Here is a 25,028-nt window from a genome sequence, read left to right as displayed (position 1 = left end):
GGCTGTCCGTACCGGCTAGTAGGTTCGGTCGGGTGAGCGTCTCGCGTACCACCGACCCGGATCTGATCGGCCTCGACCCCCGCCGCCTGGCCCGCATCGACGACCACTTCGGCAGGTACGTCGACGACGGTCGGCTCGCCGGATGGCAGATCGTCGTCACCCGTCGGGGCGAGATCGCCCACTCCAGCACCTACGGGGTCCGCGACGTCGAGACCGGGGCACCAGTCGTCGAGGACACCCTCTGGCGGATCTACTCGATGACGAAACCGGTCACCTCGGTCGCGGCGATGCTGCTCTGGGAGGAGGGCCGGTTCGAGCTGACCGACGAGGTCAGCCGCTGGCTGCCGGAGTTCGCCGACATGCGGGTCTACTCCAAGGGGTCGGTGCTCAAGCCGTACACGGTGCCGGCGACCGAGCCGATCCGGATCTGGCACCTGCTCACCCACACCGCCGGCCTGACGTACGGGTTCATGCAGACCTCCGTGGTCGACGGGCTGTACCGCGCGGCCGGCTACGAGCTGGGGCCCCCGCCCGGGGTGGACCTGGCCGGGGCCACCACCGTCTTCGGCGAGTTCCCGCTGCTGTTCCAACCCGGCACGGCCTGGGGTTACTCGGTCGCCACGGATGTCCTGGGCCGACTGGTGGAGGTGGTCTCCGGGCAGCGCCTCGACGCCTTCTTCGCCGAGCGGATCCTGCGCCCGTTGGGCATGACCGACACCCGGTGGCACGTCGGGGAGGAGGAGGCCGATCGGCTCTCCGCCCTCCACGTGCCGGACCCGCGCACCGGGCGGGCGGTGCGCCACGACCGGCTCGGTGCCCTGGTCCGGGAGGAGCCGACCCTCCTCTCCGGTGGGGCCGGTCTGATCTCCACCGCCGCCGACTACCACCGGTTCACCCAGATGCTGCTGCGCGGCGGGGAACTGGACGGGGTACGCCTGCTCGGCCCCCGTACGGTGCGGTTCATGACCCGCAACCACCTGCCCGGCGGGCGGGACCTGGAGGACCTCTCGGTGGGTGGGTTCGCCGAGAGCACCTTCGCCGGGGTCGGTTTCGGACTCGGGTTCGCGGTGATCATCGACCCGGTCCCCAGTCGGGTGCCGAGCAGCGTCGGAGAGTACTACTGGGGTGGGATGGCCAGCACCGCCTTCTGGGTCGACCCGGTCGAGGAGGTCACGGCGTTGCTCTTCGCCCAGCTCGTCCCCTCCAGCACCTGGCCGTTGCGTCCGCAGCTGCGGCAACTCGTCTACTCCGCCCTGGTGGACTGAGGCCACCGGCACCGGGCCGTCCGATCGACTCAGCCACAGATCGCCCGTTCCGGACCCGGCCGGTCGGGACGCTCCCTAGCCTGGGGTGATGAGCAACCTCGTCGTGTTCGGCGCCGGCGGGACCGCCGGGTCACGGATCACCGCGGAGGCGGTCCGTCGGGGGCACCGGGTGACCGCTGCGGTACGCCGTCCCGAAGCCGTCGCCCCGTACCTCCTGGGCGGAGTCCACGTGGTCACCGGGGACGCCACCAGCGAGCGCAGCGTGCGGGAGCTCGCCGCCGAGGCGGACGTGATGGTGGTGGCCGTCGGCGGCGGGGAGCGCTGGCTCTGGCTCGACGCCGCCCGCAACCTCGTGCACACCCTCAGCCCGATGCCGCACCCGCCCCGGGTCATCCACATGGGTGGTGGGTCCACCCTGTTGACTCCGAACGGCAACCGGTTCCTCGACGAGCCGGACTTTCCCGACGAGTACCGCGAATCGGCGCAGGGTCAGGCCGAGGCCCTGGACTTCTACAGGTCCTCCAGCAACGGTGTGACCTGGACGTACGTCTCCCCGCCGCCGCTGGAGTTCCATCCGGGCGAGCGGCGGGGGCACTACCGTACGGGCACCGACCACCCGGTGGTCGACGACGCCGGCCGATCGGTGCTCAGTTACGAGGATCTGGCCGTGGCGATCGTCGACGAAATCGAGAAGCCGTGCTTCAGTAACCAGAGGTTCACCGCCGCCTACTGACCTGACCTGCGGAAAAAGGGTACGCACCGATCTTGAGAAGGTCGCTGGGGACATATATGTTCGGTCGCATGTGACCCAGCGCACCGCAAGACGGTGCTGGGTCCACCCCCGAACCAGGAGGACCCCTTGACCACACAGGACGGTCAGCTCACCCCTGCCCCCACCTCGTCGCTGAACCGCCGTCGGATGCTCGCGGTAGCGCTCGGTGGTGCCGCCACCGTCGCCCTGCCCGCCCCCGCCTGGGCCGCCGACGACCTGCGCCCCGGTGCGGTCCGGGCACCCCAGCTCACCCCCGAGGACCGCAAGATCGTCCGGCAGGCCTCCGCCAAGCGGGCGCTCAACGACCTCTTCACCCTGAGCGAGAAGATCGGTCCCCGCATCGGGGGTACGGCATCGGAGCGGCGGGCCGCCGACTTCATCGCCCGCACCCTCGACCGGATGGGCTACGACACCGTGTTGCAGCCGTTCCCGGTCGCCGACAAGTTCCTCGCCGACCTCAGCTCCCCCACCCGGCTGCCCTGGGACCTCTGCTGGCAGGCGGGCGCGTCGGCGCACGGCGCCCTCGACACCAAGGTCCGGGGTCAGGTCATCGACGTCGGCTCCGGTGCCGCGGAGAACTACCCGGCCAACGCGGCCGGTCGGATCGTCCTCATCGACTACGTCGCCGCACAGCGGGAGCAGCTCGTGGCCACCGCCTTGGCCAAGGGTGCGGCGGCTGTGATCTTCCTGCCGGCCGACGCCGTCGCGCCCCGGCGGGCCTCGGCGTTCACCCCCACCCTGCCCGGTTCGGCAGCCAACCCGGTGCCGATCCCGGTGGTCGGGGTGGCCCAGGCCCAGAAGCACCGTCTCCGTGAGCTGGTCGCCGCCCAGCGCCTGGTCCTGGTGATCAAGACCTCGGCGCACCGCAACCTGATCTCGAACAACGTGATCGGCGAGCGACTGGGCACCTCCGGGCCGAACGGACCGGTGGTGATGGTCTGCGCCCACTACGACACGGTGATCGGGGCACCCGGCGCCAACGACGACGGCTCCGGCACCGTACTGGCCCTGGAGCTGGCCCGGGTCCTGAAGAACACCCCGACGAACGCCACGATCCGATTCGCCCTGTGGGGTTCGGAGGAGCAGGGCCTGATCGGCTCCCGCTACTACGTCAGGCAGCTGCCGCAGGCCGAGCGGGACCGGTTCCTGGCCGTCTACAACAACGACATGGTGGCCACCAGCTGGGACCCGGCGACCCGGTACTGGCTGCTCTCCTTCACCGGTCAGTCGAACCGGGCCACCGACGAGGTCGCCGCCGCGGCGGTCCGGCTCGGGTACGAGCCGCAGCTCTCCCCGGTCACCCAGCGGGGCGCGAGCGACCACCAGTCGTTCCAGGAGGCCGGCATCGCCAGCGCGAACTTCTCCTGGCGGGGTGAGGAGTCCCCGGCGCTGCTGGAGCCGCCGTACCACAGCCCGGAGGACACCATCGAGAAGAACATCAGCCTGGAGCGGCTCCAGGTGTCGCTGGAGCTGATCGGCGCGGCGACGCACCGCACGGCCGTCGACGGCTGACCCGCGAAGCCCGGCCGACGGGGTGGGGACGGGAGAACCGTCCCCACCCCGTCGCGCTCGGTCCGGTCGGTCGAGGCGGCTCGGGCGGCCGGTCGGCGAGCCGGGCGAGACGGCTCGGACGGTCAGTCGGCGAGCCGGGCGGGGAAGCCGCCGGTGGCCACCGGCCCCCAGTCGGTGACGGTCACCCGGATCAGGGACTTGCCCTGCTGGGTCATGGCAGCCCGGTACTCGTCCCAGTCGGGGTGCTCACCGGCGATGGACCGGAAGTACTCCACGAGGGGTTCCAGGGCGTCGGGCAGGTCGAGCACCTCGGCGACGCCGTCGACCTGCACCCACGGTCCGTCCCAGTCGTCGGAGAGCACGCACGCCGACACCCGGGGGTCGCGCCGGATGTTGCGGACCTTGGCCCGCTCCGGGTACGTCGAGATCACCAACCGGCCCTCGGTGTCGACGCCGGCCGAGACCGGGGAGGACTGGGGGCGGCCGTCGGCTCGGGTGGTCATCAGGACGACCCGGTGCCGGGGTCGGAGGAACTCGGTCAGCTCGTCCCGGTCGATCCGGTCGTTTCTCGCGATGCGGCGTGCCATCGCTCATTTCTACCAGCGGGCCGACCCCGCGTCGGACGGAACGCACGCCGGGACGAGCACCCGTCGGACGGATCGCGTCCCGGCCGGGTCAGGTCGGCGGGCGGTGCGGTCGAACGGTCCGGGTCGGGACCGGCTGGGCGGGCACCCGGGGTCGGGCCGGTGGCCGCCAGGCCCGGCCGTTGGCGTAGATCACCCGGAAACCGAGGTACGACGCCAGCGGCGCCCAGTGCGCCGAACCCATCCGCAGTTCGGCGGCGTTGTGCCGTTGGCCGTTGGCCAGGACGTCGAGCAGCACCGTCTCGAACGCAGCGGACTCGACCCAGTCCACCTCCCTGGTGAAGCCGCAGATCAGCGCCGCCCCGGTGGTCTCCAGGAAACCCCGGAGGGTGGCGTCGGAGGCGCGCAGCACCGAACAGCTGCCGAAGTAGAGTCGCCGCCCCTCACAGCGCCCGGCCATCCGCTCGGCCACGTCGGCCAGTTCCACCGAGTCCCAGTCGGTGAGGCAGAGCCGGCTCGGCTCGCCGTGCATGGCGAAGAAGCCGACCCGGTAGTCGGCGTACTGCTTGAGCAGCCAGCGGTCCAGGAAGTAGAACAGCTCGTCGCGGGTCGCCGCGTCCTTGTGGATGAAACGGATCTTGCCGAGCCGTTCCAGGAGTTCCAGGGTGGGCAGGACCGAACCCCGCTCGTTGAGGTCACGGTGCCACTGCCCCTCGACGCAGAACACGCCTCCCCGCGCCACGCGGCCACCTCCTGCGAACGCCTGCCCGAGGGCTGACGTTACCGGGCCGTCCGGCGGCGGCGACATCACCCGCACCCCGCCTGTCAGGCGACTTTCGGCAGGTCACCCCGCTCGGTTCGCCAGACGGGTGCGGTGCGGGTCGCGCCGACACCGGCCAGGCGGGGGAAGGGGGGTCCCCCACCCGACCGGCGTCGACACCGTCCCCGGGAGCCGAGTCGCTGCGCTCAGCTCGCCTGGGACCAACGCGGCGCGGTGGCGGGGGGCGCCACCGGCCGGCTGGGCAGGCCGGGCCGGGTCGCGATCCGCCCAGGGGGCGTGGCGGGACGGCCGGCCTGGCCGCGTACGGGGTAGGGAACGTTGCGCCCGGTCCGGGGCGGCACGGCAGGCGTACGCCCCGGCACCGCACCGGTCCGGGAGACCGGCGCACCGGTGCGGGCCGGGACCGTGCCCGCCCGGGGCGGCATCGTCCCGGGTCGTCCCGGACCCATTCCCGGTCGGCCCGGGACGGCACCCGGCCGCCCCGGAACCGTCCCGGGCCGGACCGACGGGCGGTCCAGGACGAACGGGAACGGTACGTGCACCCGGGGGTTCCCGTGCTTGATCAGCGCCTCGATCTGGCGCTCGTTGAGCCCGTGTGTCTCCAGCACCCGCCGGCTCCAGCGGTGCGACCGGCAGGGGAACGACGCTCCGTCGTTCCGGCAGATCGGCCCGGACGGCCACTCCTCGGCGCCGTGCACCACCAGCAGCCAGACCGCAGCCTGGACGTCATTGGGGGTCAGTGGCACCGGAAGCGGCACCTCGCCCAGCACCTTATCGATGGGATCCGTCGACTGCTGACCAACTCGCACGGTGACCCTCCCGCAGCTCCCAGCGGTGCGGCTGACTCGCCGCATCCTCGTGCACTGGTACGGCCCGCAGGCGGCCGCGGTTCAAGAAAACATTCAACTCTGCGTGACATTCCGCAGGGTTGGACCGGCGGACACCGCCAGCGACGACCCGTCTCCGCCATCAACCGCTCTGATCAGGGCAAATGCCCCGTAGATCAGACCAACTCAGCGTCGTGCACCAGGAGCGCCACCTGTACCCGGTTGTTCAGGTCGAGCTTGGTCAGCAGTCGGGACACGTACGCCTTGACCGTGGCCACGCTCATGAACAGCTGCGCCGCGATCTCCGCGTTGGTCCGACCGTGCCCCAGGGCCACCGCCACCTCCCGCTCCCGTTCGGTGAGCCCGGCCAACAGGCGCAGCGCCCGATCCCGCCGGACGTCCGGGCCGGCCACGTCGCTGACTGTGACGTGCTGGATCAGCGTCCGGGTGACGGTCGGGGAGAGGGTCGCCTCGCCCGCCGCCACCCGGCGTACCGCCTGGACGATCTCGACCGGCGGGGTGTCCTTGAGCAGGAATCCGCCCGCACCGGCCCGGAGCGCCCGCAGCACCTGGTCGTCGGCGTCGAAGGTGGTCAGCACCAGCACCTCCGGCGGATCCGGGGCGGCTCGCAGCAGCTCGGTCGCGGCGAGCCCGTCGACCCGGGGCATCCGGATGTCCATCAGCACCACGTCCGGCCGGTACGCGGCCACCGCCGCACCGACCTCGTCGCCGTCGGCGGCCTCCCCGACCACCCGCAGGTCCGGCACACCGCCCAGGATCATCGCGAGTCCGGCCCGGACCAGCGGGTCGTCGTCGACGACGAGCACCCGGATCGGCTCGTCCGCCGAGCTGTCGCCCGCTGCCGGGGGCGTCCCGGGGTCCGGCCTGCCGAGGGGTGCGCTCATGCCGGCCAGGGTAGCCAGACGGCCAGCCGGAAGTCCCCGGTGTCGTCGCGGCCGTACTCCAACCGCCCACCGGCGACGGTGACCCGCTCGCCGACGCCGACCAGTCCGGTGCCGGTGCCGGGGATCTCCGTGCCGGTGCCGCCGCCCACCGGCCACCGGTTGGTGATCCGCACCGTCAGACCGTCCCCGGGTGCCCCGGTCACCTCGACCACGACCGCCGCCCCCGGGGCGTGCTTACGGGCGTTGGTAAGCCCTTCCTGGACGATCCGGTACCCGGTCCGACCGAGTCCGGTGGGGACCGCCTCCGGTGCTGTCACCTCGCCTGTCAGGTCGACCCGCATCCCGGCCGCCCGGGACTCCCGCACCAGGGCCGGTACGTCGGCCAGGGCCGGCTGCGGCGGCTCCGGTTCCCCCGCCGACTCCGCTACGGTGTCGGCGCGGAGCACCCCGATCACCGCCCGCAGGTCCTCCAGGGCGGCGTGCGCGCTGCCCCGGATCACCCCGGCGGCCCGCGCGATCTCCTGCGGGGCGGCGTCCGGGCGGAACTCCAACGCCCCGGCGTGCAGGCTGAGCAGGGAGATCCGGTGGGCGAGGACGTCGTGCATCTCCCTGGCGATCCGGGTCCGTTCCAGCTGTCGGGCCTGGGCGACCCGGAGCTGCTGCTCGGCCTCGGCCCGTTCGGCACGCTCCCGCAGCGACACGATCAACTGCCGGCGGGCCCGGACGAACATCCCCCAGGCCACCGTCGCGGCGAGCACCGCCCCGACGAACACCGTCGCCGTCGACACCGACAGGTCCGGGTCCGGCCGGATCAGCAGGGACAGCGGAGTCACCACCAGGTGGGCGGCGAAGATCGCCCCCACCACCGGGAACGGCCGGTGCACCGCCACCGTGAACAGGACGACGAGCATCGCCCCGAAAGCGGTGACCGAGAAGAGCGCGACCGGCAGCATGACCAGGGCCAGCCCCACCGGCCACCGGCGACGCAGCCAGAGCGCCCCGCAGGCCGCCAGGCCGACCCAGAAGTCCACCCCCACCAGCCAGTCCGGGCCGGCGTTCAACGCGAACGCCGGATCGCCCTGGACCGCGTCGTCGTGCGTCAACGCCACGCACATCAGGGCGAACAGGAAGCAGACGACGTCCACGCCCCAGTCCCGGGGGGTCCGCCGCCGGGTGCCCGGCCCGGTCGGCCCGGTCACCGCACCCGGCAGCAACCACTGATGATCCGGTACGCCGCCGCTGGTCACCCGTCGATGCTAGGTGCCGCCGGGGCGCTGCGGGCAGCTACCGAAGTCGAGACCTGACGTCGACGAAGGTGTATCCGGAGGTCGACCGTCGGCCCCTGCGGGGACCCCGGTGACGCGGGCAGGCTGACCACATGATTCAGGTCGACGGGTTGACCAGACGGTACGGCCACCACACAGCGGTCGAGGACGTCTCGTTCCGGTGCGAGCCGGGGACGGTGACCGGGTTCCTCGGACCCAACGGTGCCGGCAAGTCCACCACCATGCGGATGATCTGCGGGCTGACCCCGCCGACCGCCGGGCGCGCCACGATCGGCGGCCGGGCGTACCGGGACCTGCCCAACCCGGGGCGGGAGGTCGGGGTGCTGCTCGACGCCGCAGCCCAGCACGCGGGCCGGACCGGGCGGGGGGTACTCGTCGTCGCCGCCCGGACGATGGGAGTCGACGTCCGACACGTGGACGCCGCCCTCGCCCGGGTCGGACTGAACCAGGTGGCGGCGCGGCGGCGGGTCCGGGCGTACTCGTTGGGGATGCGTCAGCGCCTCGGCCTGGCGTACGCGCTGCTCGGTGACCCTCGAACCCTGATCCTCGACGAACCGGCCAACGGCCTCGACCCGGAGGGGATCTTCTGGATGCGCGGCCTGTTGCGTGACTTCGCCGACCGGGGCGGGACGGTGCTGCTCTCCTCGCACCTGCTGCGCGAGGTGGAGGCGGTGGCCGACCGGCTCGTGGTGATCGGCGGCGGGCGGGTCGTCGCCGACGGCGACCGGGACGAACTGCTCGCCGGGGCGGGCACCCTGGTCCGGGCCCACGACCCGGCCGCCCTGCGGACGGCGCTGACGGCCGCCGGACTCCACCCGACCAGCGACACCGACGGGGTGTTGCTGGTCGCCGCCGAGGCGGGAGCGGTGGGACAGGTCGCCGCCGACGCCGGGGTGGCCCTCACCGAACTGCGTCCGGCCGACAGCGGTGGCCTGGAGCAGCTCTTCCTCAGTCTGACCGCCGGCGCATCGGTGCAGGAGGCCGTCCGATGACCATCACCACCGAACGTCCCGCCGACCTCCACCGGCCGCCCCTGCTCCGCCTCACCCGCGTGGAACTGCGCAAACTCGTCGACACCCGGGCCGGGGCCTGGCTGTTGGCAACGATCGGCCTGCTGAACGTCGCCCTGGTCGCCGCGATGCTGGTCTGGGCGCCGGCCGCCGAACGGACCGTCGAGGCCCTGTTCTACGTCACCCTGCTGCCGATCGGGATCCTGCTGCCGGTGCTCGGGATCCTCTCCATCACCGGCGAGTGGTCGCAACGGACCGCCCTGGGCACCTTCACCCTGGTGCCGCGTCGGGAACGGGTGATCGTCGCCAAGCTCGCCGCAGTGGTCCTCACCGCCCTCGCCTCGGTGCTGGTCAGCGTCGCCGTGGCCGTGCTCGGCGGCCTGGTCGCCGCCGCCACCGGCACCCCCGACGTGTGGGGGCTTCCTTCACTGCTGCTCTGGCACGCGGTGGTGCTCCAGGTGACCGGGGTGCTGATGGGCGCCGGATTCGGTCTGCTCCTGCTGAACACCCCGCTGGCCATCGTGACGTACCTGTTCCTGCCGATCCTCTGGTCCACCCTGGGGGCGACCATTCCCGGCCTGCGCGGACCCGCCGAGTGGCTGGACACGACGGTGACGATGGATCCGCTCTTCGGCACCGACGTGGACGCCGGCCAGTGGGGCCGGATCGGGGTGTCGCTACTGGTCTGGATGATCCTGCCGCTCGCTGCCGGCACGCTCCGGACCCTGCGCCAGGAGGTGTCCTGAGAGTGGACGTCGACGGGTACGGCGCGCCGACCCGCGTCGGCGGCGGGATCGGCGGAGTGGTGTTCATGTGGACGGCCTTCCCGGTGCTCGGTGCCCTCGCCGGTTGGGGGCTGGGGCCGCAGCCGGGCACGTCGCCGAGTGGTCGTGGTTTCCACCCGACCTGCCAGCTGACCACGGCCCTTCGAGGGGCCGGGCCCGGCGGTGGAGCTGATCCCGCATCATCTGCACCACCGGGCCCGGCCGACCGACCGTGAGGTTGCCGCCCCGACGGCCGGGAGCGCGCCCCACAGTGACGACGGGTCTGCCGGTGCCGGACCAGCCGTACGGGTGGGGGCACACCCACCCTACGAGAGAACGGCGGCTCGCGTTGCCCCGTTCGGGGAGGTCAGGGCGCTCTGCGGGTCGGCCGGGAGGGCTCGTGTCGGTGCCCGCCGGTACGGTGCCGCTCGTGATCGAACACGACTGGTCGGACGTCCCGGACAGACTCGCCAGGTTGGCCGCCGGGCCACCGGTGGAGGTCTTCGGCGCCGACGCGCACGGCTGGACTGTCGAGCCACCGCTCGGCGTGGCGGAGCTGGCCGAACTGGAGGGACAGTCGGCGGTGACCCTGCCGGCGGAGTACCGGTCGTTCCTGCTCCAGGTCGGCGCTGGTGGTGCCGGCCCGGCGTACGGACTCTTCCCGGTCCGGCGGGTCGACGGACGGTGGCGGTGGGAGGGGGACGGGGCCGATCTGACCACGCCGGACTCGCTCGGTCGACCTTTCCCGTACACCGAGGCGTTCAACCAGGCCGACGGCGTACCCGAGATGCCCGAGGAGGCGGACTTCGCCACCGCCGAGGAGTTCGAGACCGCGGAGCTTGCCTGGTGGGAACGGCACGACGCGACCATGTACGACCCGGCGCACTTCCTGGGCCTGCTCTACCTGTGCCACCGGGGGTGCGCGCTGCGCGACGCCCTGGTGGTCACCGGCCCGGCCCGAGGCACGATGTGGGCCGACGACACCGCCGAGGAGGGCGGGTTCGTGCCCCTGCTCGACGCCGACGGCGGGCCGCTCGGTTTCGCCGGCTGGTACCGCCGGTGGCTCGACGACGCCGAGGCGGGGCGGAATCGGCCACCGGATGCCCAGGTCACCGAGCGTCGGTGACCACGTGGGAGCAGGCGGCGCAGGCCGGGGCGCCCTGCTCGGCGTACCACCGGCAGGACCGGCGGATCGCGCACTTGGGCAGGTCCACGTCGGCCGGTCCACCCGTCTCCCGGTAGGAGTCGGCCAGGCGTTCACCGAGTCCGCAGTGGACGCCGGTCCAGAACCCGCAGGACGAGGTGACGCAAGGGCCGGCGAGCCGGAAGCGGGACTCCACCGGCCCCGGTTCCCCTGTCCGCGTACCGAGGGCGACCTCCGCCGGCACCTGCGGGGTGACGTAGGCGACCCGCCCCGCCGGAGTGATCATGCCGAGGAAGACGGTGGCGTTCGCCGCCGGCGTACTCGGGCACATCCGCTCCGGCGGGACCGGCCGGTGGACGGATTCGGTCACCGTTGGATCCAGAACCCGATGTCGTTGATCTTCTGACCCAGCTCCGCTCCGAGCGGCCCGTCGATCACCCACAGCCCGTACCACTCCGGGCGGAGCTTGGGGTTCGTGTGCCCGACGGTGACCGGGGCGCTCAACTTGGCACCGGCCACGGTGAGCGCGTTGAGGCCGGCCTTCTGGATCTCGTTGGAGATGTGGGTCTGCTGCTCGGGGGTGAGGTCGACCCCGTCGACCACGAACCGGAACTCACTGCGGGCCATCTGGCTCTCCTCTACTGGTAGGACTCGGTACCCAGGCCGATCCGGAGGGTCGACCGGGTGAAGGCCGCCCACCCCGACCGGGCGGTGACGTCGGTGGGACCGCCGGTACGGGCGAGGACACGACCGGCCTCGCCTTGCCAGTCGGCCGACCGTCCGGCGGTGCCCCACAGGTCACGGCAGACCTCCGCGACGAAGGCGGTCTGCTCGGTCGCCCCGGTGAACCCGGGAGACCCGTCGACGACCCGCAGGCCGCCCCCGACGGACCGGCGGACCGTCGGGAAGTGGTGGTGGAGGCTCGCCTCGGTGGCCCGGTGGACGGCGTCGGGGCGGGCCGCCGTGAAGGCCTCGACGGGCGTCTCGCCCCGTCGGACCTCGACGGCGAGGAGGGTGAACGCGTCTCCGGCGAGGGTCGTCGTGCCCCGGACGGCGACCGGGGCGCTCCACGACGGCGGCGAGTTCGCCGACCAGAAGGCCAACCATGCGGTGAGCCTCTCGTGCAGGTCCGCCCGGAGGCGGAGCCCGGCCGGGTCGCCGTCGGCGGCGACCAGACGGGCGGTGGCGATCCGGTCCCGGACCACCGGGGCGGGACCGGATCGGATCGCTCCGGGTCCGGTCGGGACGGTGTCGGGGGCGGCGTGCGCCGCCGGTGCGAGGACTGTCGTGCCGACGGCGGCGAGCGCCGAGGTGGCCGCCGCACCGGCGAGGAGCCTGCGGCGGGGGAAGGGTGGGGACTGGTCGGTCATGGTCCGCCTTTCGGTGACGGCCTTTGCGGCGGACTCTATCGACCGATATAGATCATCAGGGTGGTCTCACTATCGGGACCGCGACAGCAATGCCGGGACTTGGTGGCGGCGCAATCGGCGTCGACGTGCATTGCCGTCGGCCGCACAAATCAGTCGCATGGGACGAAGTGGGTCAGACGCGCGGGACAGCGCGGGACGGTCAGACGCAGGACGGTGCGGGACGGAGGCGCGGGACGGTCAGGCGCGGGGGCGGTGCAACAGGTGCAGGAGCTGCTGGTGGGCCTCCCAGCCGTCCGGGAACCGCACCGGCACGTCGAGGTGGACCGGCTCGGTCGACGGGTGGGCGTCGAGCAGCTCCCCGATCCCGGCCCGCGCGACCACCACGCAGGCGTGCCGATGCCGGGAGGTCAGCACACAGAGGCGCCCCGACTCCAGGTGGAAGGCGGTCGCGTCCCGCCGACCCGACAGGGGGTGCAGGACGATGGTCACGTCGTACTCCCGGCCCTGGAGCCGGTTCGCGGTGTCCACGGTGATCCCCGCTCCGGCCACGCCGAGGTGGGCGCGGATCGCCGCGACCTGGTCCCGGTGCGCGGCTCCGACGGCGATCCGGTCGGCGGAGACGGGAGCACCCTGCGGAGCGTGTTCGCTGATCGCCACCGCGCCCCGACGCAGCACCCGCAGCGCCAGCTCCGCGCAGGCCGAGGCCGCCTCAGCGTCGGTACGCAGGGTGTGCCGGGCCGGCAGCTCGTAGAGCGCCCAGCCCGAGGCTGCGGCCACCTCCACCGCCGCGTCGACGGGGTCTCCCACCCCGGGCTCGGTGAGCGTCAGCACCCGGTCGGCCGGGCCGGTGCCCGCACGGAACCCGGTGAACGGGTAGAACGCCGCCGCGACCACGGGTGCCGCAGAGGCGGGCAGCCGCCACGACACCGGCAGCCGGTGCACCGGCAGGTCCGGGTTGTGCCGCAGCAGCACCGCCACCGCCGACTGCATCGGGTCCCAGGTCAGCCCGGTCCACCGGCTCGTCTCCACAGTCGAGAAGGGATCGAGTTGGCCGGGGTCCCCGACGAACAACGCCCGCTCGAACCGCCGGGCCACCCTCAGGAGCGCGTCGGAGCGCATCTGGTACGCCTCGTCGACGATCGCCCACGGCCAGGAGCCCTCGGTGACCAGTGCCCACTTGGCGGCCGTACCGATGATGACGGCCGGGTTGTCGAGGTCGGTGACCTTCGAGGCGATCCGGACGTGGTCGTGGGCGGTGACCCGCTCCGGTGGCCGGTAGTCGTTCGCCGAGAGCCGCCCGACAGGCAGCTCCGGTGCCTTGCCGGCGAGCCTGTCGATCAGGTCGTCGACCTGCTCGTTGGTCTGGGCGATGACGATGAGGGGCTCACCTGCGGTGGCCAGTTCGACCGCGGCCCGGACCACCAGCGTCGACTTCCCGGCACCGGGCGGCGAGTCGACCACGACGCCCCGGTGGCGGCCGGAGCGGAGGTCGGCCAGGACCGCCCCGACGACCTGCTCCGCCTCGACGGCGGGCGGCACCCGTTGCCCCAGCACGCCCCACCTCCCCACCGGCTGACCAGCACCCTACCGGCCCTCGGTCGCCGGGGCCGACGCGTGGTCGGCCCCGGCGTGAGTGTCTGCCTGGTCGCTTCAGCTCCTCGACCCTCGCCAGGCGAAGGCACCGCCGTCGATCAGCCAGGTGACCCCGTTGACGAACGACGCCTGCTCGCTGGCGAGGAAGCACACCAGGTGGGCGACGTCCTCCGGGGTGCCGATCCTCGGCACCAGGTGGGTCGCCGACATGGTCCGCAGGGTCGCCTCCCGGTCCTCGGCCGCCTCCAGGTAGCGCTCGACCATGTCGGTCTGGACCGAGGCGGCACAGAAGCTGTTCGCCCTGATCCCGTGCGGGGCCAACTCCACGGCGAGATTCTTGGTGAGCAGGTTGAGCCCGCCCTTGCTCGGCCCGTAGGCGAGGCTGGCGGGGAACCCGACGAGGCCGCCCGTCGATCCGGAGTTGATGATCGACGGGTTCCGCCGGCTGCGCTTGAGGTACGGCAACGCGTACTTGGCGCACAGCCAGGGACCGCGCAGATTGATCGCCAGCACCCGGTCCCAGACCTCCGGGTCCATGTCCTCGATCGAGACGTCGGTGGTGAGTGCGCTCTCGTGCACTCCAGCGTTGTTGTGCAGCACGTCGATGCCGCCGAAGTGGTCACCGACGGTGACCATCATCTGCTGCACCTGCTCCCTGTCGGTCACGTCGCAGGAAACGAAGAGCGCCTCTCCACCGGTGGCCTCGATCGAGGCGACCACGGTCTTGCCCGCGTCGGCGTCGGTGCCCGACACGGCCACCCGTGCGCCGTAGCCGGCTGCGGCCCGCGCGACGCCGGCCCCGATCCCCCGCGTGCCACCGGTGATCAAAAAGGTCATACCCGAGAAGTCATACATAGTGCACCTTCCAGTCACGACGGAGCTGATGGAGGAATTACAGCAGCTCAAGATCACATCTGAGACAATTTCACGGAGTCGGCGGGTTACCGGTTCGTCCGTCCCGGCCGTAGCGACCCCGTCAACCGCGCAGAGCAGTCCGACGTGGGGTGCAGTGGCATCGACACCCGGCTCGGTTAGCATTGCCGGGTTCTCGGGTGACTGTGGAGACGAGGCGACATGGGGTGGCTCCAGCGAGTGCTGGGTAGGGACCAGGTCCAGCACGATCCGGGCCGTCAGGAGGCCCTCCTGACCGAGGTGCGCCAGCGGTTCGGCTTTCACGTCCAGGCTCCGGTCGCCGACCAGGCCGACACGATCAGGCGTCTCCTCGACGGCGACGACGGTCTCGTCGTGGCCGCCCGGATCGTCCACGAGTCCGCCGACCAGGCCAACGAACTCGTCCTCGGCCAGGCCGCCGACCTGCACCGGCGGACCGGGTACCGGCTCCTGGTCGACAGGCGCAACTACCGTCCGCTGTGGCGGGAGGCGGCGGCCGAGCTGCGGTGGCCGTTGTTCGCCCTACCGGGCGGCCTGCACCCGTACCTCCAGGTGGCGGCGGCGACCACGGTCCTCGGTGAGCACGCGTCCCGGCTCGACCGGGTGATCGACCCGCTGCCCCTGCTGGCCCGCCTGTTCGAGCTGTTCGACCTCACCACCACCGGCTGGGAGTACGCCCGGGTCCGGGTCGACCCGGACGGGGCGACCCTCGCCGTGCGGCTGGTCACGACCGCCCGGAAGGTCATCGACACGATCGACGACCCGCCGCCGCTGCCCCCGTCGGTCCGGGAGCTGATGCGCCGCAACCACACGGTCCACGTCCACGATCCGGCGAACGGTCGGGTGGTCGGCGGCCTGAACCCGGGCGCGGAACTGCGGACGATCCTGCTGACCTGAGACGTCCCGACCTCCGGCGGTCCAGACCGGCCCGGCACCCGTCCGCAGTGACGGAGGCCGCCGGGCTGCAGCCCGGCGGCCTCCGTCACCGTTGGTTCCGTCAGCGGCCCAGCGAACTCGACTGCCACTGCATCGGCCCGGCGGCGTTCGCGGGCCTCACGCTGGAGCCGACCGGCCCCGGTGCGCCCTGCGCCGACGACATTCCCGCGTACTGCGACACGTCACCGGTCGCGGCAGCTTCATTCGCGACGGCCTTGGCAAACTCCTGCTGCGCCCGTTCTGCGCAGTAGTCATTGATGTACGCGTTGAGTTCCTCGTACCTCTGGCCGTATTGCTGCCGGATCCCTGGCTGTTGGTGGACCATGACCTGCCGCAGCGAAGGCCCGCCCTTCTTCTTGGGTTTGTCAAGGGCAGCCACGTGACTCGTCATCCCATGGACGACCCGGGAAGTATCCGGCTTCTCGGCTATCCGCCTCTGGACATGTTTCGGCAGTTGCGTGAAACTGGCCAGATTCTCGGGAGTCAGGAACTTCTTGAGGTCCGTCACCGATTTCGGTTCTGGTGACTTCGGCTTTCCGCCCACCGGGTGCTCCTCGTCTCGACAACTGTTCGTCGCAACTACGGCACCAGCCCACCCCCGGTTCGACCACCGAGCCTTCATCCCGGATTCTGGACGGTGCGGCGAGAGAGTCCCCGCAGTGGTGGTGGTCAGTTCCCGAACGGGGTCAGGATGACGGCGGCGGAGCGGGGGTCGCCGCTGTGCACGAGGGACTCGAATCCGCCGACGTCGTCGTAGGGGAACCCGTACGCCCGGCCGTCGACCATGTTGGCGTGGATGAGACGGGAGTAGTGGTTCGGGGCGCTGTTGCGGTAGAAGTTGGCGGCGGTCAGGTTCGGCTCGACGTCGTACCGGCCGAGGGTTCCGCGCACCAGCGCCGTACACAGGGTGCGTTTGATCTCGGGTTCGATGAAGGGCGGGACGTTCGGGGCGTTGAAGACCCCGTCGCACCCCCAGACGTTGCTGGTGGTGGGCTTGGCGACAGTGGCGACCCGGGCACCCGCCGAATCGGTGAAGACCATGTTCGTGCCGACCGTCCGACCGAAGAACCGACGGTTCGGCTCGGCGCTGCGCGGCACGACCGTGAGGGTGCGACCGGTGTACGCCTGCCACGCCGAGGTGATGTACGCGTCGAGGTACCGGGGGTCCATCAGCCCCGCCTCGGCGGCCTTGCCGGGGGCGAGGACCCGCAGCACCGTACCGTCGGAGCGGGTGACCACCGACCGGGCGAACGCCGGCTGTGCCCGGAGACCGTTGATCACGTTGGCCCGGCCGTTGGCGACCAGCTCACCGGTCTTCCTGGTGCCCTGGGCGTCGGTGACCGCTACCGCGTGCGGGACGGCGAAGTGGTCGACCTGGGTGCTGTTCAGCCAGATACCGGCGTCGTTGTAGGTGAACTCCGACCAGTCGAAGAGGATGTCCCGGTTCGGGTCGGCCCCCGCCCACGGGGCGGGCTGGACCAGGCCGTCCGGGGTGAGCCGGAAGTCGAGCTTGCGGCCGAACGAGAAGTACATCCGCCCGGAGATGAAACGGGGAACCCGCACTGTGACGCTTCCGCCCCGGGGCGGGCCGGGGATCGCCACGTCGGGGGCGGGTGTCGGGGGCAGGCCCCCGGCTGGCCAGCGGGTGAACGTCCCGGCGGCGTTGACGTAGCCGAGCCCCCCGCCGGGGCGGATGTCGGTGCCCAGGATGTACAGGTGGACGGCCTCGCTGCGGCCCGAGTTGTTGGTGACGGTGACGGGTAGCAGGGCGGGACCGACGGCTGCGGCCGGGCTCGGGGTCACGGCGAGCGTGACGGGGAGAGCCAGCACCAGCGTCGCCAGTCCACGCAGGACGCCACCGAACCTCCCGCTGAACAACTTTCTGTTACGCATGGTGACTCCTTCGGTTGGGGACCATGCTCCACGCGACCCCGCGTCGACCCTCGAAAGGTCAGCACGGCAGGACGGACACCGAGCCGTATCGGCTGGTGGCAACCCCGTCGATGACGAGAGAGCGCTCTCACAGCTTCACGTTCATCGATGCAGCCTGTCAACAGTTGGACACAATCAACAGTTAATAATCTTTCCTGTTGAGCGAACTGACCACGATGTGTGACCGCTGCCGGCCTACAGCGAAGCGGCTGGGCGGAGGCTGTCCCACGTCCTGTGGAACTGCCCCGCCGGTAGGACCACCCCGACACGGACCACTAGCGACCCATGTCAGCTGACACCTACATCGAAGAGACCCGGTCGGGAAGGTGGATCCGGTCGGTGGGTACGCCCGCGGCGAGCAGGCGCAGCCCGGTGTCGGTCGGCGGGCCGACGTGGAGCAGTTCGCCGGGGCGTACCTCGTAGACGAGGGCATGGGAGACGGTCCCGGCGGGGACGGCACGGACGTGCAGCTCGATGGTGCCGTCGGGGCGCGGGGCGTTCGCCGGGGAGTACCACCGCCCGTGACCGGGACGGCGTCCGGTACGCACCGGGACGGCCTGACCGGGACGATGATCCACCGGCCGGTCGGGGCGCACCGTGCTGCTCCTCGGTCAGCCCCAGCCCACTCCACGGATCGTCCACAGTCCCGCCGTCGACGGCCGCCGCGAGACACGCCGCCAGGTGCTCACGCAGCCGCCGCAGATCAACCCCGACGAGGTACGGCGACAGCTCCGCATCCCCCACCACCAACCGCAACCACCGCCGCGCCGTCGCCTCCGACGTCATACCCACCCCTCCAGGTGTAAGGAAGGCACCTCAACGCCCCCGGGCCATGCGACACAGCGTGCCGGGACGCGACGGGCCGCATCATGACGGCGATCGACTGACCACGATCAACGGCGGGTATCGAGGCGATCACCTGGCGTGGAGCGTTGGACGGGCGAGACGCCTCAGCCCGGACGGGCCGATATGCATGGCACGCATACCGAACCCTCACGATGAGGGGTTGAATGGTTACCCTCGATGAGGCTCCATGGATGCCCGGCAGCAACGGAACGGCGAGGTGCTGTGACCCCCCTGACCTGTCCCCGATGTGGCGGGCGGCTCGCCCGCGACAACGACAGTGGACGCTGCACCCCCTGCGCCACCGCCGAACGGGACCGGCTCAGTCGGCCGCCCGTCGTACCGGCCGCCTTCTGGGAGCATCCCCCGCTCCGCCAGGCCCTCACCGACCGGAACCTCGGGCGAGCGATCCGGGCCTTCCGCAACCACCCGTACCACGGGCGGAACCCGTTGCCGCAGAGCGCCGCCGCCGGGTGGCTCGGCATCACCCAGGCCCAGCTCAGCCGGATCGAGACCGGCCCACCCGTCGTCCACCTGGACCGGCTCGTCCACTGGGCGCGACTGCTCCGGATCCCACCCCGGCACCTGTGGTTCAGCCTCCCCGACCAGCCCCTGCACGGCGGGTCGCCGGACGTACCCGAGAAGGAAGCCGGACCGGCGACCCCGCCGGGACCGGCCGATGCCGCCGCCACGGCATCCGACAAAGGAGGTGGCACCACGGACCGCCGACAGTTCCACGCCCTCGCCGCGCTCGCGGGAATCGCCGCGACCGGCTCCCTCGACCTCCTCGCGCCACCCACCGACGCGCCCCGGTCCATCGGCCTTGAGCAGGTACGCTACGCCAGCTCGCTGGTCGACGAACTCCGTCGGGCCGACGCGGCGGTCGGCGCGACCCAGCTCTGCGACATCGCCATCCGAGTCCACGCCCACCTCTCCACGTGGGCCGCGAAAGCCAGGTACAGCCGGGAGGTCGGCGAAGCCCTCCACACCGCCCTCGCCGACCTGGCCATCGAAACCGCCTGGCTCACCATCGACGCCGACCGACGCCCGGAGGGTACGCCGTACCTCAACGAGGCGATCACCCGAGCGCGGATCGCCGACGACGCGCAGACCGAGGCGTTCGCCTTGGACGGGTTGGCCCGGCTTCTACGCGATGACCGTCCCGTCGAGTCCCTGGACTGCGCCGAGGCCGCGCTCCGGGTCTGCGCCGGATGGGCCACGCCCCGGCTGACCACGCTCCTGCACCTACGCCGGGCACGTGCCTACTCGGTGTTGCAGGATGCCAGTGGCGTGATCCGGGAGATGACCAAAGCCCGCAGAGAGTACGAGCGTGGCACCCACGACGACGACGCGTCGTTCCTCGAATTCGTCAACGACCAGGAGATGAACGGTGTCCAGGGAATGTGCCATCTGACCCTGGGCCATCTCGACCGCGCCAGGAAGGCGTTCACCGCCATCGTGGACAACCCCTCCCCTACTCATCGCCGTAACCGGATCTACTACTCGGTTCAGCTTGCCGAAGCGGCCTGTAGGCAGGGCAACCTCGACGAGGCGGCGCACGTGGCGATGGGTGTGCTGCCCGACGTCGGCCAGGTCAGTTCGGGACGGGTCAGCAAACACCTCGACCAGGTCCGGGCTGCCCTGGCCCAGCCGCAGCGGTCGACGGCGGCGACCCGCGAGTTCGTCGAGGCGTACGACCAGGCGGTGAACAGGTGATCGACGGCCTGGACCTACGCCACCACACCGCCCACCAGGCGACCGACCTCGTGGACCAGTTCGTCGCCCTCTACCTACATGTGTACGCGGACGACGACGGGTTCCACACCGAAGACCGGTACCGCCGCCAACTCGCCGGTCACATGCAGCGGGACGGGTGGGACCTGGTCACCGCGACTGTCGACGGGGAGTCGGTCGGGTACATCTACGGCTTCCCGTTGCCGGCCGGGACAGGCTGGTGGACCGGAATCCACGAGCCTGTCCCGGTCGGGTTCACCGACGAGGACGGGAAGCGGACCTTCGCTATCAGCGAGCTGATGGTCGCCCCGGCCTGGCGACGCCGAGGAATCGCCAGGACCCTGCACGACGAGCTGCTCCGTGGTCGCCACGAGGAGCGGGCAACCCTCCTTGCCGATCCGGAGAACGCACCGGCCCAGGCCGCGTACCGAAGCTGGGGCTGGAGCAGAGTCACCAGCCTCCGCCCCGGCTGGGACCACGCCCCGACCTTCGACGTTCTGATCCTTCGTGCCTCGGCTGAGTGAAGAAGCCCGCAGTCGGCCAGATGGCGATGTCAGACACGTCTGGTACTACGTCCACGCCTGGAAGGAGGTGCGCCGATGATCGTCATCAGCAACGGAGATCTACTTACTGCTGACGCCGAAGCCCTGGTCAACGCGGTCAACACCGTGGGCGTGATGGGCAAGGGAATCGCCCTCCAGTTCAAGGACGCCCACCCGGCAAACTACGAGTCCTATCGGACAGCATGCGCCGCCAAGAGGGTCAGACTGGGCGAGATGCACGTCTTCGACTCCGCCACTCCCGGCCCTCGCCGATACGTGATCAACTTCCCCACGAAGGGACACTGGCGGGCGAACTCACAGGCCACGGACATTCAGGCCGGGCTCACCGACCTGGTCCGGGTGGTACGCGAGCGACGAATCGCGTCCGTGGCCGTACCAGCGCTCGGCTGCGGCAACGGCCTGCTGGAGTGGGACCGGGTCCGCCCGATGATCGAGCATGCGTTCGCCGACCTACCCGACATCCGAGTGCTGCTGTTCCCGCCACCACAACACCCTCAACATTGAGCCATCAAACTGCGTTAACCCTGGGCACGACTCGGACGTCCTGTTTCCCGCCCACCGCCCTAGTACTCCAGCCGCACCTGGTGAAGTCGGAGTCTTCGCTGGTAGTGGGCTGTTCGGGCGCGGTACTGGTGTCGGCGTCGCCATCGTGACCATCGATGGATGTGGTCGAAGGGTCGGGTGGTGGTGATCACGTGTGCCAGCAGACGTCGGACCTCGCCGAGGGTGAGCGGAATGAGGCCGTCATCGGATTCGGCGCCCCCTTCTTGGCCTGCGCGGCGGTGACGGCGAGGTAGGCGTGGACGCACAGAACGAGAGTTATGTGCCGGTACCAAGCGTCGTACCGACGCACCTGGTAGTGATCCAGACCGACCTCGGTCTTCGCGGTCTGGAAGCACTCCTCGATCGCCCACCGGGTCCCGGCGATGCGGATCAGCTGCTCGTCTTCGGTGTCCGCGGGGCCGAAGCACAGGTAGTAGGCCAAGTCCGTGGGGTCGGTGATGCTGCGGCGGGTCAGCAGCCAGTGGCCGTATCCGTCAATCGTGCCGGGTAGGGAGGCCACGGCCCAGTCGTAGAGTCGCGGCCCTTTGGCGCCGTCGCCGCAACTGCGCCGCTTCCACGCCAGGGCCGGCGCGTTCGCGGCGAGGACATCAGGACGGGAGCTGCCCACGTTGGTCGGGATCCGCTGGTTGCAGGGCACGGCGAGGACGTAACCGAGGCGCTGTTGCTGCAGCCAGGTCCGGAACTTCGAGTCCTGCCCGTATGCCTCGTCAGCGGTCACCCATCTCGCCGGCAGGCCCGCGGTGACGGCACGTTCGAGCATCCGCAGCCCCAGCGCGGGCTTCGTAGCGAACCCGACGCTGGCGGGAATGCCGGCTTCGGTGCGGCGGGCGGCGGCGTCGCACCAGCCACGGGGCAGATACAACTCCCGGTCGATCAACGTGCGCCCTTGCGGGCCGGCGTAGGCCAGGAACACCCCGAGCTGGCAGTTCTCCGTCCGGCCGGCCGTGCCCGAGTACTGACGCTGCACCCCGGCCGACTTGATCCCCTTCTTCAGGAACCCGGTCTCGTCGACGATCAGCACCCCGTCGTCGTGACCGAGGTGCTCGGACACGTAGGCAAACAGGTCATCACGAACAGCGTCCGGGTCCCACGCGGACCTGTTGAGCAACCGCTGCATCCGGTCCGGCGTCGTGTCGCCAGCGGCCTCGGCCAGGGTCCAGCCGTTCTTGGTCGCCAACGGCGACAGCAGCCCGACCAGGTATGTCAGCGCCTGCCGGCGCGGCTCCGCCCGCCCGAACCGGTGCGCGAACCGCGCCAGCAGATCATCCAGACCCGCCCGCCAACCCACGATCTCATCGATCAACACAAGCCCGGGAGCCTGCCCGTCCCGTGATCGACCACAACAGACAGACAGTGCGATCCCCTGGATCACTGCACGAATAGCATCGACAGGCGCAGCTGCACGGCCAGCGCCGCTCACGCGTCGATTGCGCCCATGACCTGGCGAAACTCCAGATCAGGCAAGTGCGGCTGGAGTACTAGCCCCCGAATACTCTAGAACCTGATCATCGATCCGGAAGATTCAAAGACCTAAGGCTAGCCTTCCCGCGCTCCAGAATACGCTTCGTGACCTCAGGATCCTTAGCCAGAAGATCAAGCAGGTAAACGCCTGTCCTTCGACTACTTTTATCATACTCCTCTTGAATTACCGTGAACATTTCGCGCGCGACCGAAGTGCGCACCTCAACCCCTTCCACTCGAGCGAGATCCCGCATACTCGGCTGGTGCTTCCGAGTTAAAGCGATTGCAATGAGCATAGTCAGTTGATATTGAAAGTCCTCGACAGATATTTTCTTCCTATAAGCTGACAAGAATTCCCGCGAAGCCTGGTGGATCTTAATGCAAGAGTGATAAGCCGCCAACGGGTAGTCCGGATGGAAGACCGCATCATAAACATTGTTGTCGAATATTACCCCTGCACTTCTTCGCGCATCATGTGGAGCCTGGCCTGATGCGCTGAGGACAGACTGACCCATCGCATCAATAGAAACAATACGGTCGACAGGAAAGTGTCTGTTGAAGTAATGCCGACGCCTACGCTCGTAGAAGAGATTCTTGTTAAGGAGATACTCTTCGATTCGGCGCTGAACTAGATCGGTTGCCCGTAGTACGCTAGGACCAAAAGCCGTCTGACTATTCGTCGCTCTAATGATCCGATCCCGGATCGCATCATCCGGCGCCTCGATAACCTTCACCAATACGCTTCTCGCGTCCTTAACTCCACCCGACACCTTTTTTCTTTTGTAGATCTCGGTTGAAGTCTGCAAGCCGTTTACAATCTGCGGTGACTCCATCTCAAGCATTTTGCTCGCGGGCTGCACACGTGAGGCAACAATAGTGACTCCATTGTTCAGCCACCAGAAATCAATGTCACTCTCCGCCTGCCCTAGAGTCTCTTGAATGCTGCGATTAACGACGGTCTCACCTTCATAGTCGCGCACGTTCGCCTCGAACAAGCCTGCATCTAAGTCCCCAGCTGGAAGAGTGATGAATTTCTCATACTCATCCAGCTGAACTACCCCTATGTACCCTCCGGCAGTGTCTGTTGATATAGGATTCTCGGCAAGTTGAAGGCGACGAACTGTTGGCGGCCTGTCGCGCACCATTGAACAGATTTCCCCCGCCCCCAAAAACTGGACGGAAGGCTCGCATCCTCCGAAGATTCCCCGGAGGACACCCTCCAACTCCTCGCCCTTTCTCTGAATCTGGGGATGAACATGTGTAGCCTTCAGAGAGGCAAAGGCGACAAAAATGCGAAGCCGCGGAAGGTCGAGATCCTTGTAAGCCTCGAGGAACCGCCTAGTCGCCTCAATCAACTTTGGGTTCACGAACTGAGACAACGCAGATTCATTTCGGCCAAAGTCAAGCATTTTAGGCAGATTGACGATCAACTTGTCAATCGCTGGCTCCGTAAACCCTGACGTGTTTTTAACCTGCACTAGAATGAGATCCAGTGTCGCCCTACGTCCTAGACGATTTACCGACTCATCGCCTCGTATGCAAAGAGAGTCCACGAAGACATAGATTCCATCTATGCCGCAATCCTTTTCCCCGTCGACCAGGCCCGACAGCACGTCTTCATGGTTAGGGCTGTAGTCTTTTAGATACTGGCGAGAAACAAAGAACGTGTGAAAATCATCGACAGGGAACTTGCCCGCCGTCTTTTTTCGCTCGCGATCAATCGTCGCTTCCAGCAAGACCACGTCGTTCGCGCTCAATTCTCTCCCGCCCTACCTATAACGCCACTAAAGTTCTCACGGATTGTCACTACGCCGAGTCCAAGCCCAATCTATTCGACGAGCGGATCGGTCTTTGCGTGACTGCCTTGGAGGCTACTCGCATGCATCACCTCGCGGGAGCCAACATCAGGCGTTGACGGATCTATTAGGTGAAAGTTGGTGGTTGATGCTTCGCTGGCCAGGCCTTACCTACGAGGTCACGTCCCCTTCGCGCATCGATACACATCGAAACCTGTTCGGGTGTCAACAATCCGACACGAGCAAGCTGCCCGCAGCAAGAATGGGGGTGAAGTTCGGACGAAAGGGTCATAGGTCGCAAAACCGAACCGCGCACAGGTGGCGCGCCGTAAGAACCATAGAGATTCCCGGCTCTCACAAGCCTTAAAAGGACTCGGCTCAGCACGGTCTCGTCGACTAGTCTCTGGTAAGAAGAATCGAAGCAAACGTCGACTCAGCTCGAACCGACGATTACATTTCAGGGAAATATCGGTGGACCGAGGAGCGTGTAAAAGA

General features: G+C 69.4%; 25 protein-coding genes. 10 read left to right on the top strand and 15 right to left on the bottom strand.

Annotated elements, in window-relative coordinates; genetic code table 11:
• Window positions 1-32: 32 nt before the first annotated feature.
• The 3 genes from WHN02_RS09790 (at window position 33) to WHN02_RS09780 (ending at window position 3,549) form a co-directional block, all read left to right on the top strand.
• Window positions 33-1,265, top strand: coding sequence for a serine hydrolase domain-containing protein (locus tag WHN02_RS09790; protein ID WP_434743039.1), 1,233 nt, complete (start codon window positions 33-35; stop codon window positions 1,263-1,265).
• Between the two features lie 88 nt (window positions 1,266-1,353).
• Window positions 1,354-1,998, top strand: a complete 645-nt coding sequence (locus tag WHN02_RS09785) for an NAD(P)-dependent oxidoreductase (RefSeq protein ID WP_434743038.1) — start codon at window positions 1,354-1,356, stop codon at window positions 1,996-1,998.
• A gap of 126 nt (window positions 1,999-2,124) precedes the next feature.
• Entirely contained in the window at window positions 2,125-3,549 is a 1,425-nt protein-coding gene (locus WHN02_RS09780) for a M20/M25/M40 family metallo-hydrolase (protein WP_434743037.1), read from the top strand.
• A 122-nt stretch (window positions 3,550-3,671) separates the two neighbouring features.
• Here WHN02_RS09780 and WHN02_RS09775 read toward each other — a convergent pair whose 3' ends face one another.
• The 5 genes from WHN02_RS09775 to WHN02_RS09755 all read right to left on the bottom strand — a co-directional run bounded on the left by WHN02_RS09775 (window position 3,672) and on the right by WHN02_RS09755 (window position 7,893).
• The gene (locus WHN02_RS09775) at window positions 3,672-4,136 is read right to left on the bottom strand and encodes a PPOX class F420-dependent oxidoreductase (protein ID WP_350895348.1); all 465 of its coding nucleotides are present in this window, start codon (window positions 4,134-4,136) and stop codon (window positions 3,672-3,674) included.
• Window positions 4,137-4,224: 88 nt separating this feature from the next.
• Window positions 4,225-4,875 (bottom strand): DUF6642 family protein, encoded by a 651-nt coding sequence (locus WHN02_RS09770; protein WP_434743036.1) that lies wholly within the window; start codon window positions 4,873-4,875, stop codon window positions 4,225-4,227.
• A gap of 224 nt (window positions 4,876-5,099) precedes the next feature.
• Window positions 5,100-5,660, bottom strand: a complete 561-nt coding sequence (locus tag WHN02_RS09765) for a hypothetical protein (protein WP_434743035.1) — start codon at window positions 5,658-5,660, stop codon at window positions 5,100-5,102.
• Window positions 5,661-5,917: 257 nt separating this feature from the next.
• On the bottom strand, window positions 5,918-6,664 hold the full coding sequence (locus WHN02_RS09760; protein ID WP_434743893.1) for a response regulator: 747 nt from the start codon (window positions 6,662-6,664) through the stop codon (window positions 5,918-5,920).
• The gene (locus WHN02_RS09755) at window positions 6,643-7,893 is read right to left on the bottom strand and encodes a sensor histidine kinase (protein WP_434743034.1); all 1,251 of its coding nucleotides are present in this window, start codon (window positions 7,891-7,893) and stop codon (window positions 6,643-6,645) included. Before WHN02_RS09755 ends, WHN02_RS09760 begins: the two co-directional genes overlap by 22 nt.
• Before the next feature lie 131 nt (window positions 7,894-8,024).
• On the opposite strand from WHN02_RS09755, the gene WHN02_RS09750 reads away from it, so the two are divergent.
• The 3 genes from WHN02_RS09750 (at window position 8,025) to WHN02_RS09740 (ending at window position 10,832) form a co-directional block, all read left to right on the top strand.
• Complete coding sequence (locus tag WHN02_RS09750; protein ID WP_434743033.1) at window positions 8,025-8,924, top strand: ABC transporter ATP-binding protein; 900 nt, start codon at window positions 8,025-8,027, stop codon at window positions 8,922-8,924.
• A complete protein-coding gene (locus tag WHN02_RS09745; protein WP_434743032.1) occupies window positions 8,921-9,688 on the top strand; it encodes an ABC transporter permease in 768 nt (255 codons plus the stop codon). Before WHN02_RS09750 ends, WHN02_RS09745 begins: the two co-directional genes overlap by 4 nt.
• 448 nt (window positions 9,689-10,136) lie before the next feature.
• Window positions 10,137-10,832 (top strand): SMI1/KNR4 family protein, encoded by a 696-nt coding sequence (locus tag WHN02_RS09740; protein WP_434743031.1) that lies wholly within the window; start codon window positions 10,137-10,139, stop codon window positions 10,830-10,832.
• Here WHN02_RS09740 and WHN02_RS09735 read toward each other — a convergent pair.
• The 5 genes from WHN02_RS09735 to WHN02_RS09715 all read right to left on the bottom strand — a co-directional run bounded on the left by WHN02_RS09735 (window position 10,816) and on the right by WHN02_RS09715 (window position 14,650).
• Window positions 10,816-11,220 carry a hypothetical protein gene (locus WHN02_RS09735; protein ID WP_434743030.1) on the bottom strand — a complete coding sequence of 135 codons (405 nt, stop codon included), beginning with the start codon at window positions 11,218-11,220 and terminating at the stop codon, window positions 10,816-10,818. The two genes, WHN02_RS09740 and WHN02_RS09735, sit on opposite strands and share 17 nt — an antisense overlap.
• Window positions 11,217-11,477, bottom strand: coding sequence for a hypothetical protein (locus WHN02_RS09730; RefSeq protein WP_434743029.1), 261 nt, complete (start codon window positions 11,475-11,477; stop codon window positions 11,217-11,219). Before WHN02_RS09730 ends, WHN02_RS09735 begins: the two co-directional genes overlap by 4 nt.
• A gap of 11 nt (window positions 11,478-11,488) precedes the next feature.
• Window positions 11,489-12,220, bottom strand: coding sequence for a hypothetical protein (locus WHN02_RS09725; protein ID WP_434743028.1), 732 nt, complete (start codon window positions 12,218-12,220; stop codon window positions 11,489-11,491).
• Window positions 12,221-12,457: 237 nt separating this feature from the next.
• A complete protein-coding gene (locus tag WHN02_RS09720) occupies window positions 12,458-13,774 on the bottom strand; it encodes an AAA family ATPase (RefSeq protein WP_434743027.1) in 1,317 nt (438 codons plus the stop codon).
• Window positions 13,775-13,870: 96 nt separating this feature from the next.
• On the bottom strand, window positions 13,871-14,650 hold the full coding sequence (locus WHN02_RS09715) for an SDR family NAD(P)-dependent oxidoreductase (RefSeq protein ID WP_434743026.1): 780 nt from the start codon (window positions 14,648-14,650) through the stop codon (window positions 13,871-13,873).
• Window positions 14,651-14,905: 255 nt separating this feature from the next.
• Between WHN02_RS09715 and WHN02_RS09710 the strand changes: the two genes are divergently transcribed.
• Window positions 14,906-15,601: a hypothetical protein gene (locus WHN02_RS09710; protein ID WP_434743025.1), complete on the top strand. Its 696-nt coding sequence runs from the start codon at window positions 14,906-14,908 to the stop codon at window positions 15,599-15,601.
• Between the two features lie 100 nt (window positions 15,602-15,701).
• Here WHN02_RS09710 and WHN02_RS09705 read toward each other — a convergent pair whose 3' ends face one another.
• The 3 genes from WHN02_RS09705 to WHN02_RS09695 form a co-directional block, all read right to left on the bottom strand.
• Window positions 15,702-16,184 (bottom strand): hypothetical protein, encoded by a 483-nt coding sequence (locus WHN02_RS09705; RefSeq protein ID WP_434743024.1) that lies wholly within the window; start codon window positions 16,182-16,184, stop codon window positions 15,702-15,704.
• A gap of 125 nt (window positions 16,185-16,309) precedes the next feature.
• Entirely contained in the window at window positions 16,310-17,533 is a 1,224-nt protein-coding gene (locus WHN02_RS09700) for a beta-1,3-glucanase family protein (protein WP_434743023.1), read from the bottom strand.
• A 338-nt stretch (window positions 17,534-17,871) separates the two neighbouring features.
• Complete coding sequence (locus tag WHN02_RS09695) at window positions 17,872-18,168, bottom strand: FAD-binding oxidoreductase (protein ID WP_434743022.1); 297 nt, start codon at window positions 18,166-18,168, stop codon at window positions 17,872-17,874.
• Between the two features lie 472 nt (window positions 18,169-18,640).
• Between WHN02_RS09695 and WHN02_RS09690 the strand changes: the two genes are divergently transcribed.
• The 3 genes from WHN02_RS09690 to WHN02_RS09680 all read left to right on the top strand — a co-directional run bounded on the left by WHN02_RS09690 (window position 18,641) and on the right by WHN02_RS09680 (window position 21,216).
• Window positions 18,641-20,131 (top strand): helix-turn-helix domain-containing protein, encoded by a 1,491-nt coding sequence (locus WHN02_RS09690; protein ID WP_434743021.1) that lies wholly within the window; start codon window positions 18,641-18,643, stop codon window positions 20,129-20,131.
• Complete coding sequence (locus tag WHN02_RS09685) at window positions 20,128-20,673, top strand: GNAT family N-acetyltransferase (RefSeq protein ID WP_434743020.1); 546 nt, start codon at window positions 20,128-20,130, stop codon at window positions 20,671-20,673. The genes WHN02_RS09690 and WHN02_RS09685 overlap by 4 nt, the downstream gene beginning before the upstream one ends.
• A 75-nt stretch (window positions 20,674-20,748) precedes the next feature.
• Complete coding sequence (locus tag WHN02_RS09680; RefSeq protein WP_434743019.1) at window positions 20,749-21,216, top strand: macro domain-containing protein; 468 nt, start codon at window positions 20,749-20,751, stop codon at window positions 21,214-21,216.
• Between the two features lie 187 nt (window positions 21,217-21,403).
• Here WHN02_RS09680 and WHN02_RS09675 read toward each other — a convergent pair whose 3' ends face one another.
• Window positions 21,404-22,576 (bottom strand): IS701 family transposase, encoded by a 1,173-nt coding sequence (locus WHN02_RS09675; RefSeq protein WP_434743892.1) that lies wholly within the window; start codon window positions 22,574-22,576, stop codon window positions 21,404-21,406.
• 205 nt (window positions 22,577-22,781) lie between these two features.
• Complete coding sequence (locus WHN02_RS09670) at window positions 22,782-24,494, bottom strand: AIPR family protein (protein WP_434743018.1); 1,713 nt, start codon at window positions 24,492-24,494, stop codon at window positions 22,782-22,784.
• Between the last annotated feature and the right edge of the window lie 534 nt (window positions 24,495-25,028).

Origin of the sequence: Micromonospora sp. SH-82 (genome assembly GCF_051132485.1) — a bacterium.
Taxonomy (GTDB): Bacteria; Actinomycetota; Actinomycetes; order Mycobacteriales; family Micromonosporaceae; genus Micromonospora.
This window is presented reverse-complemented; position numbering and strand designations above follow the sequence as displayed.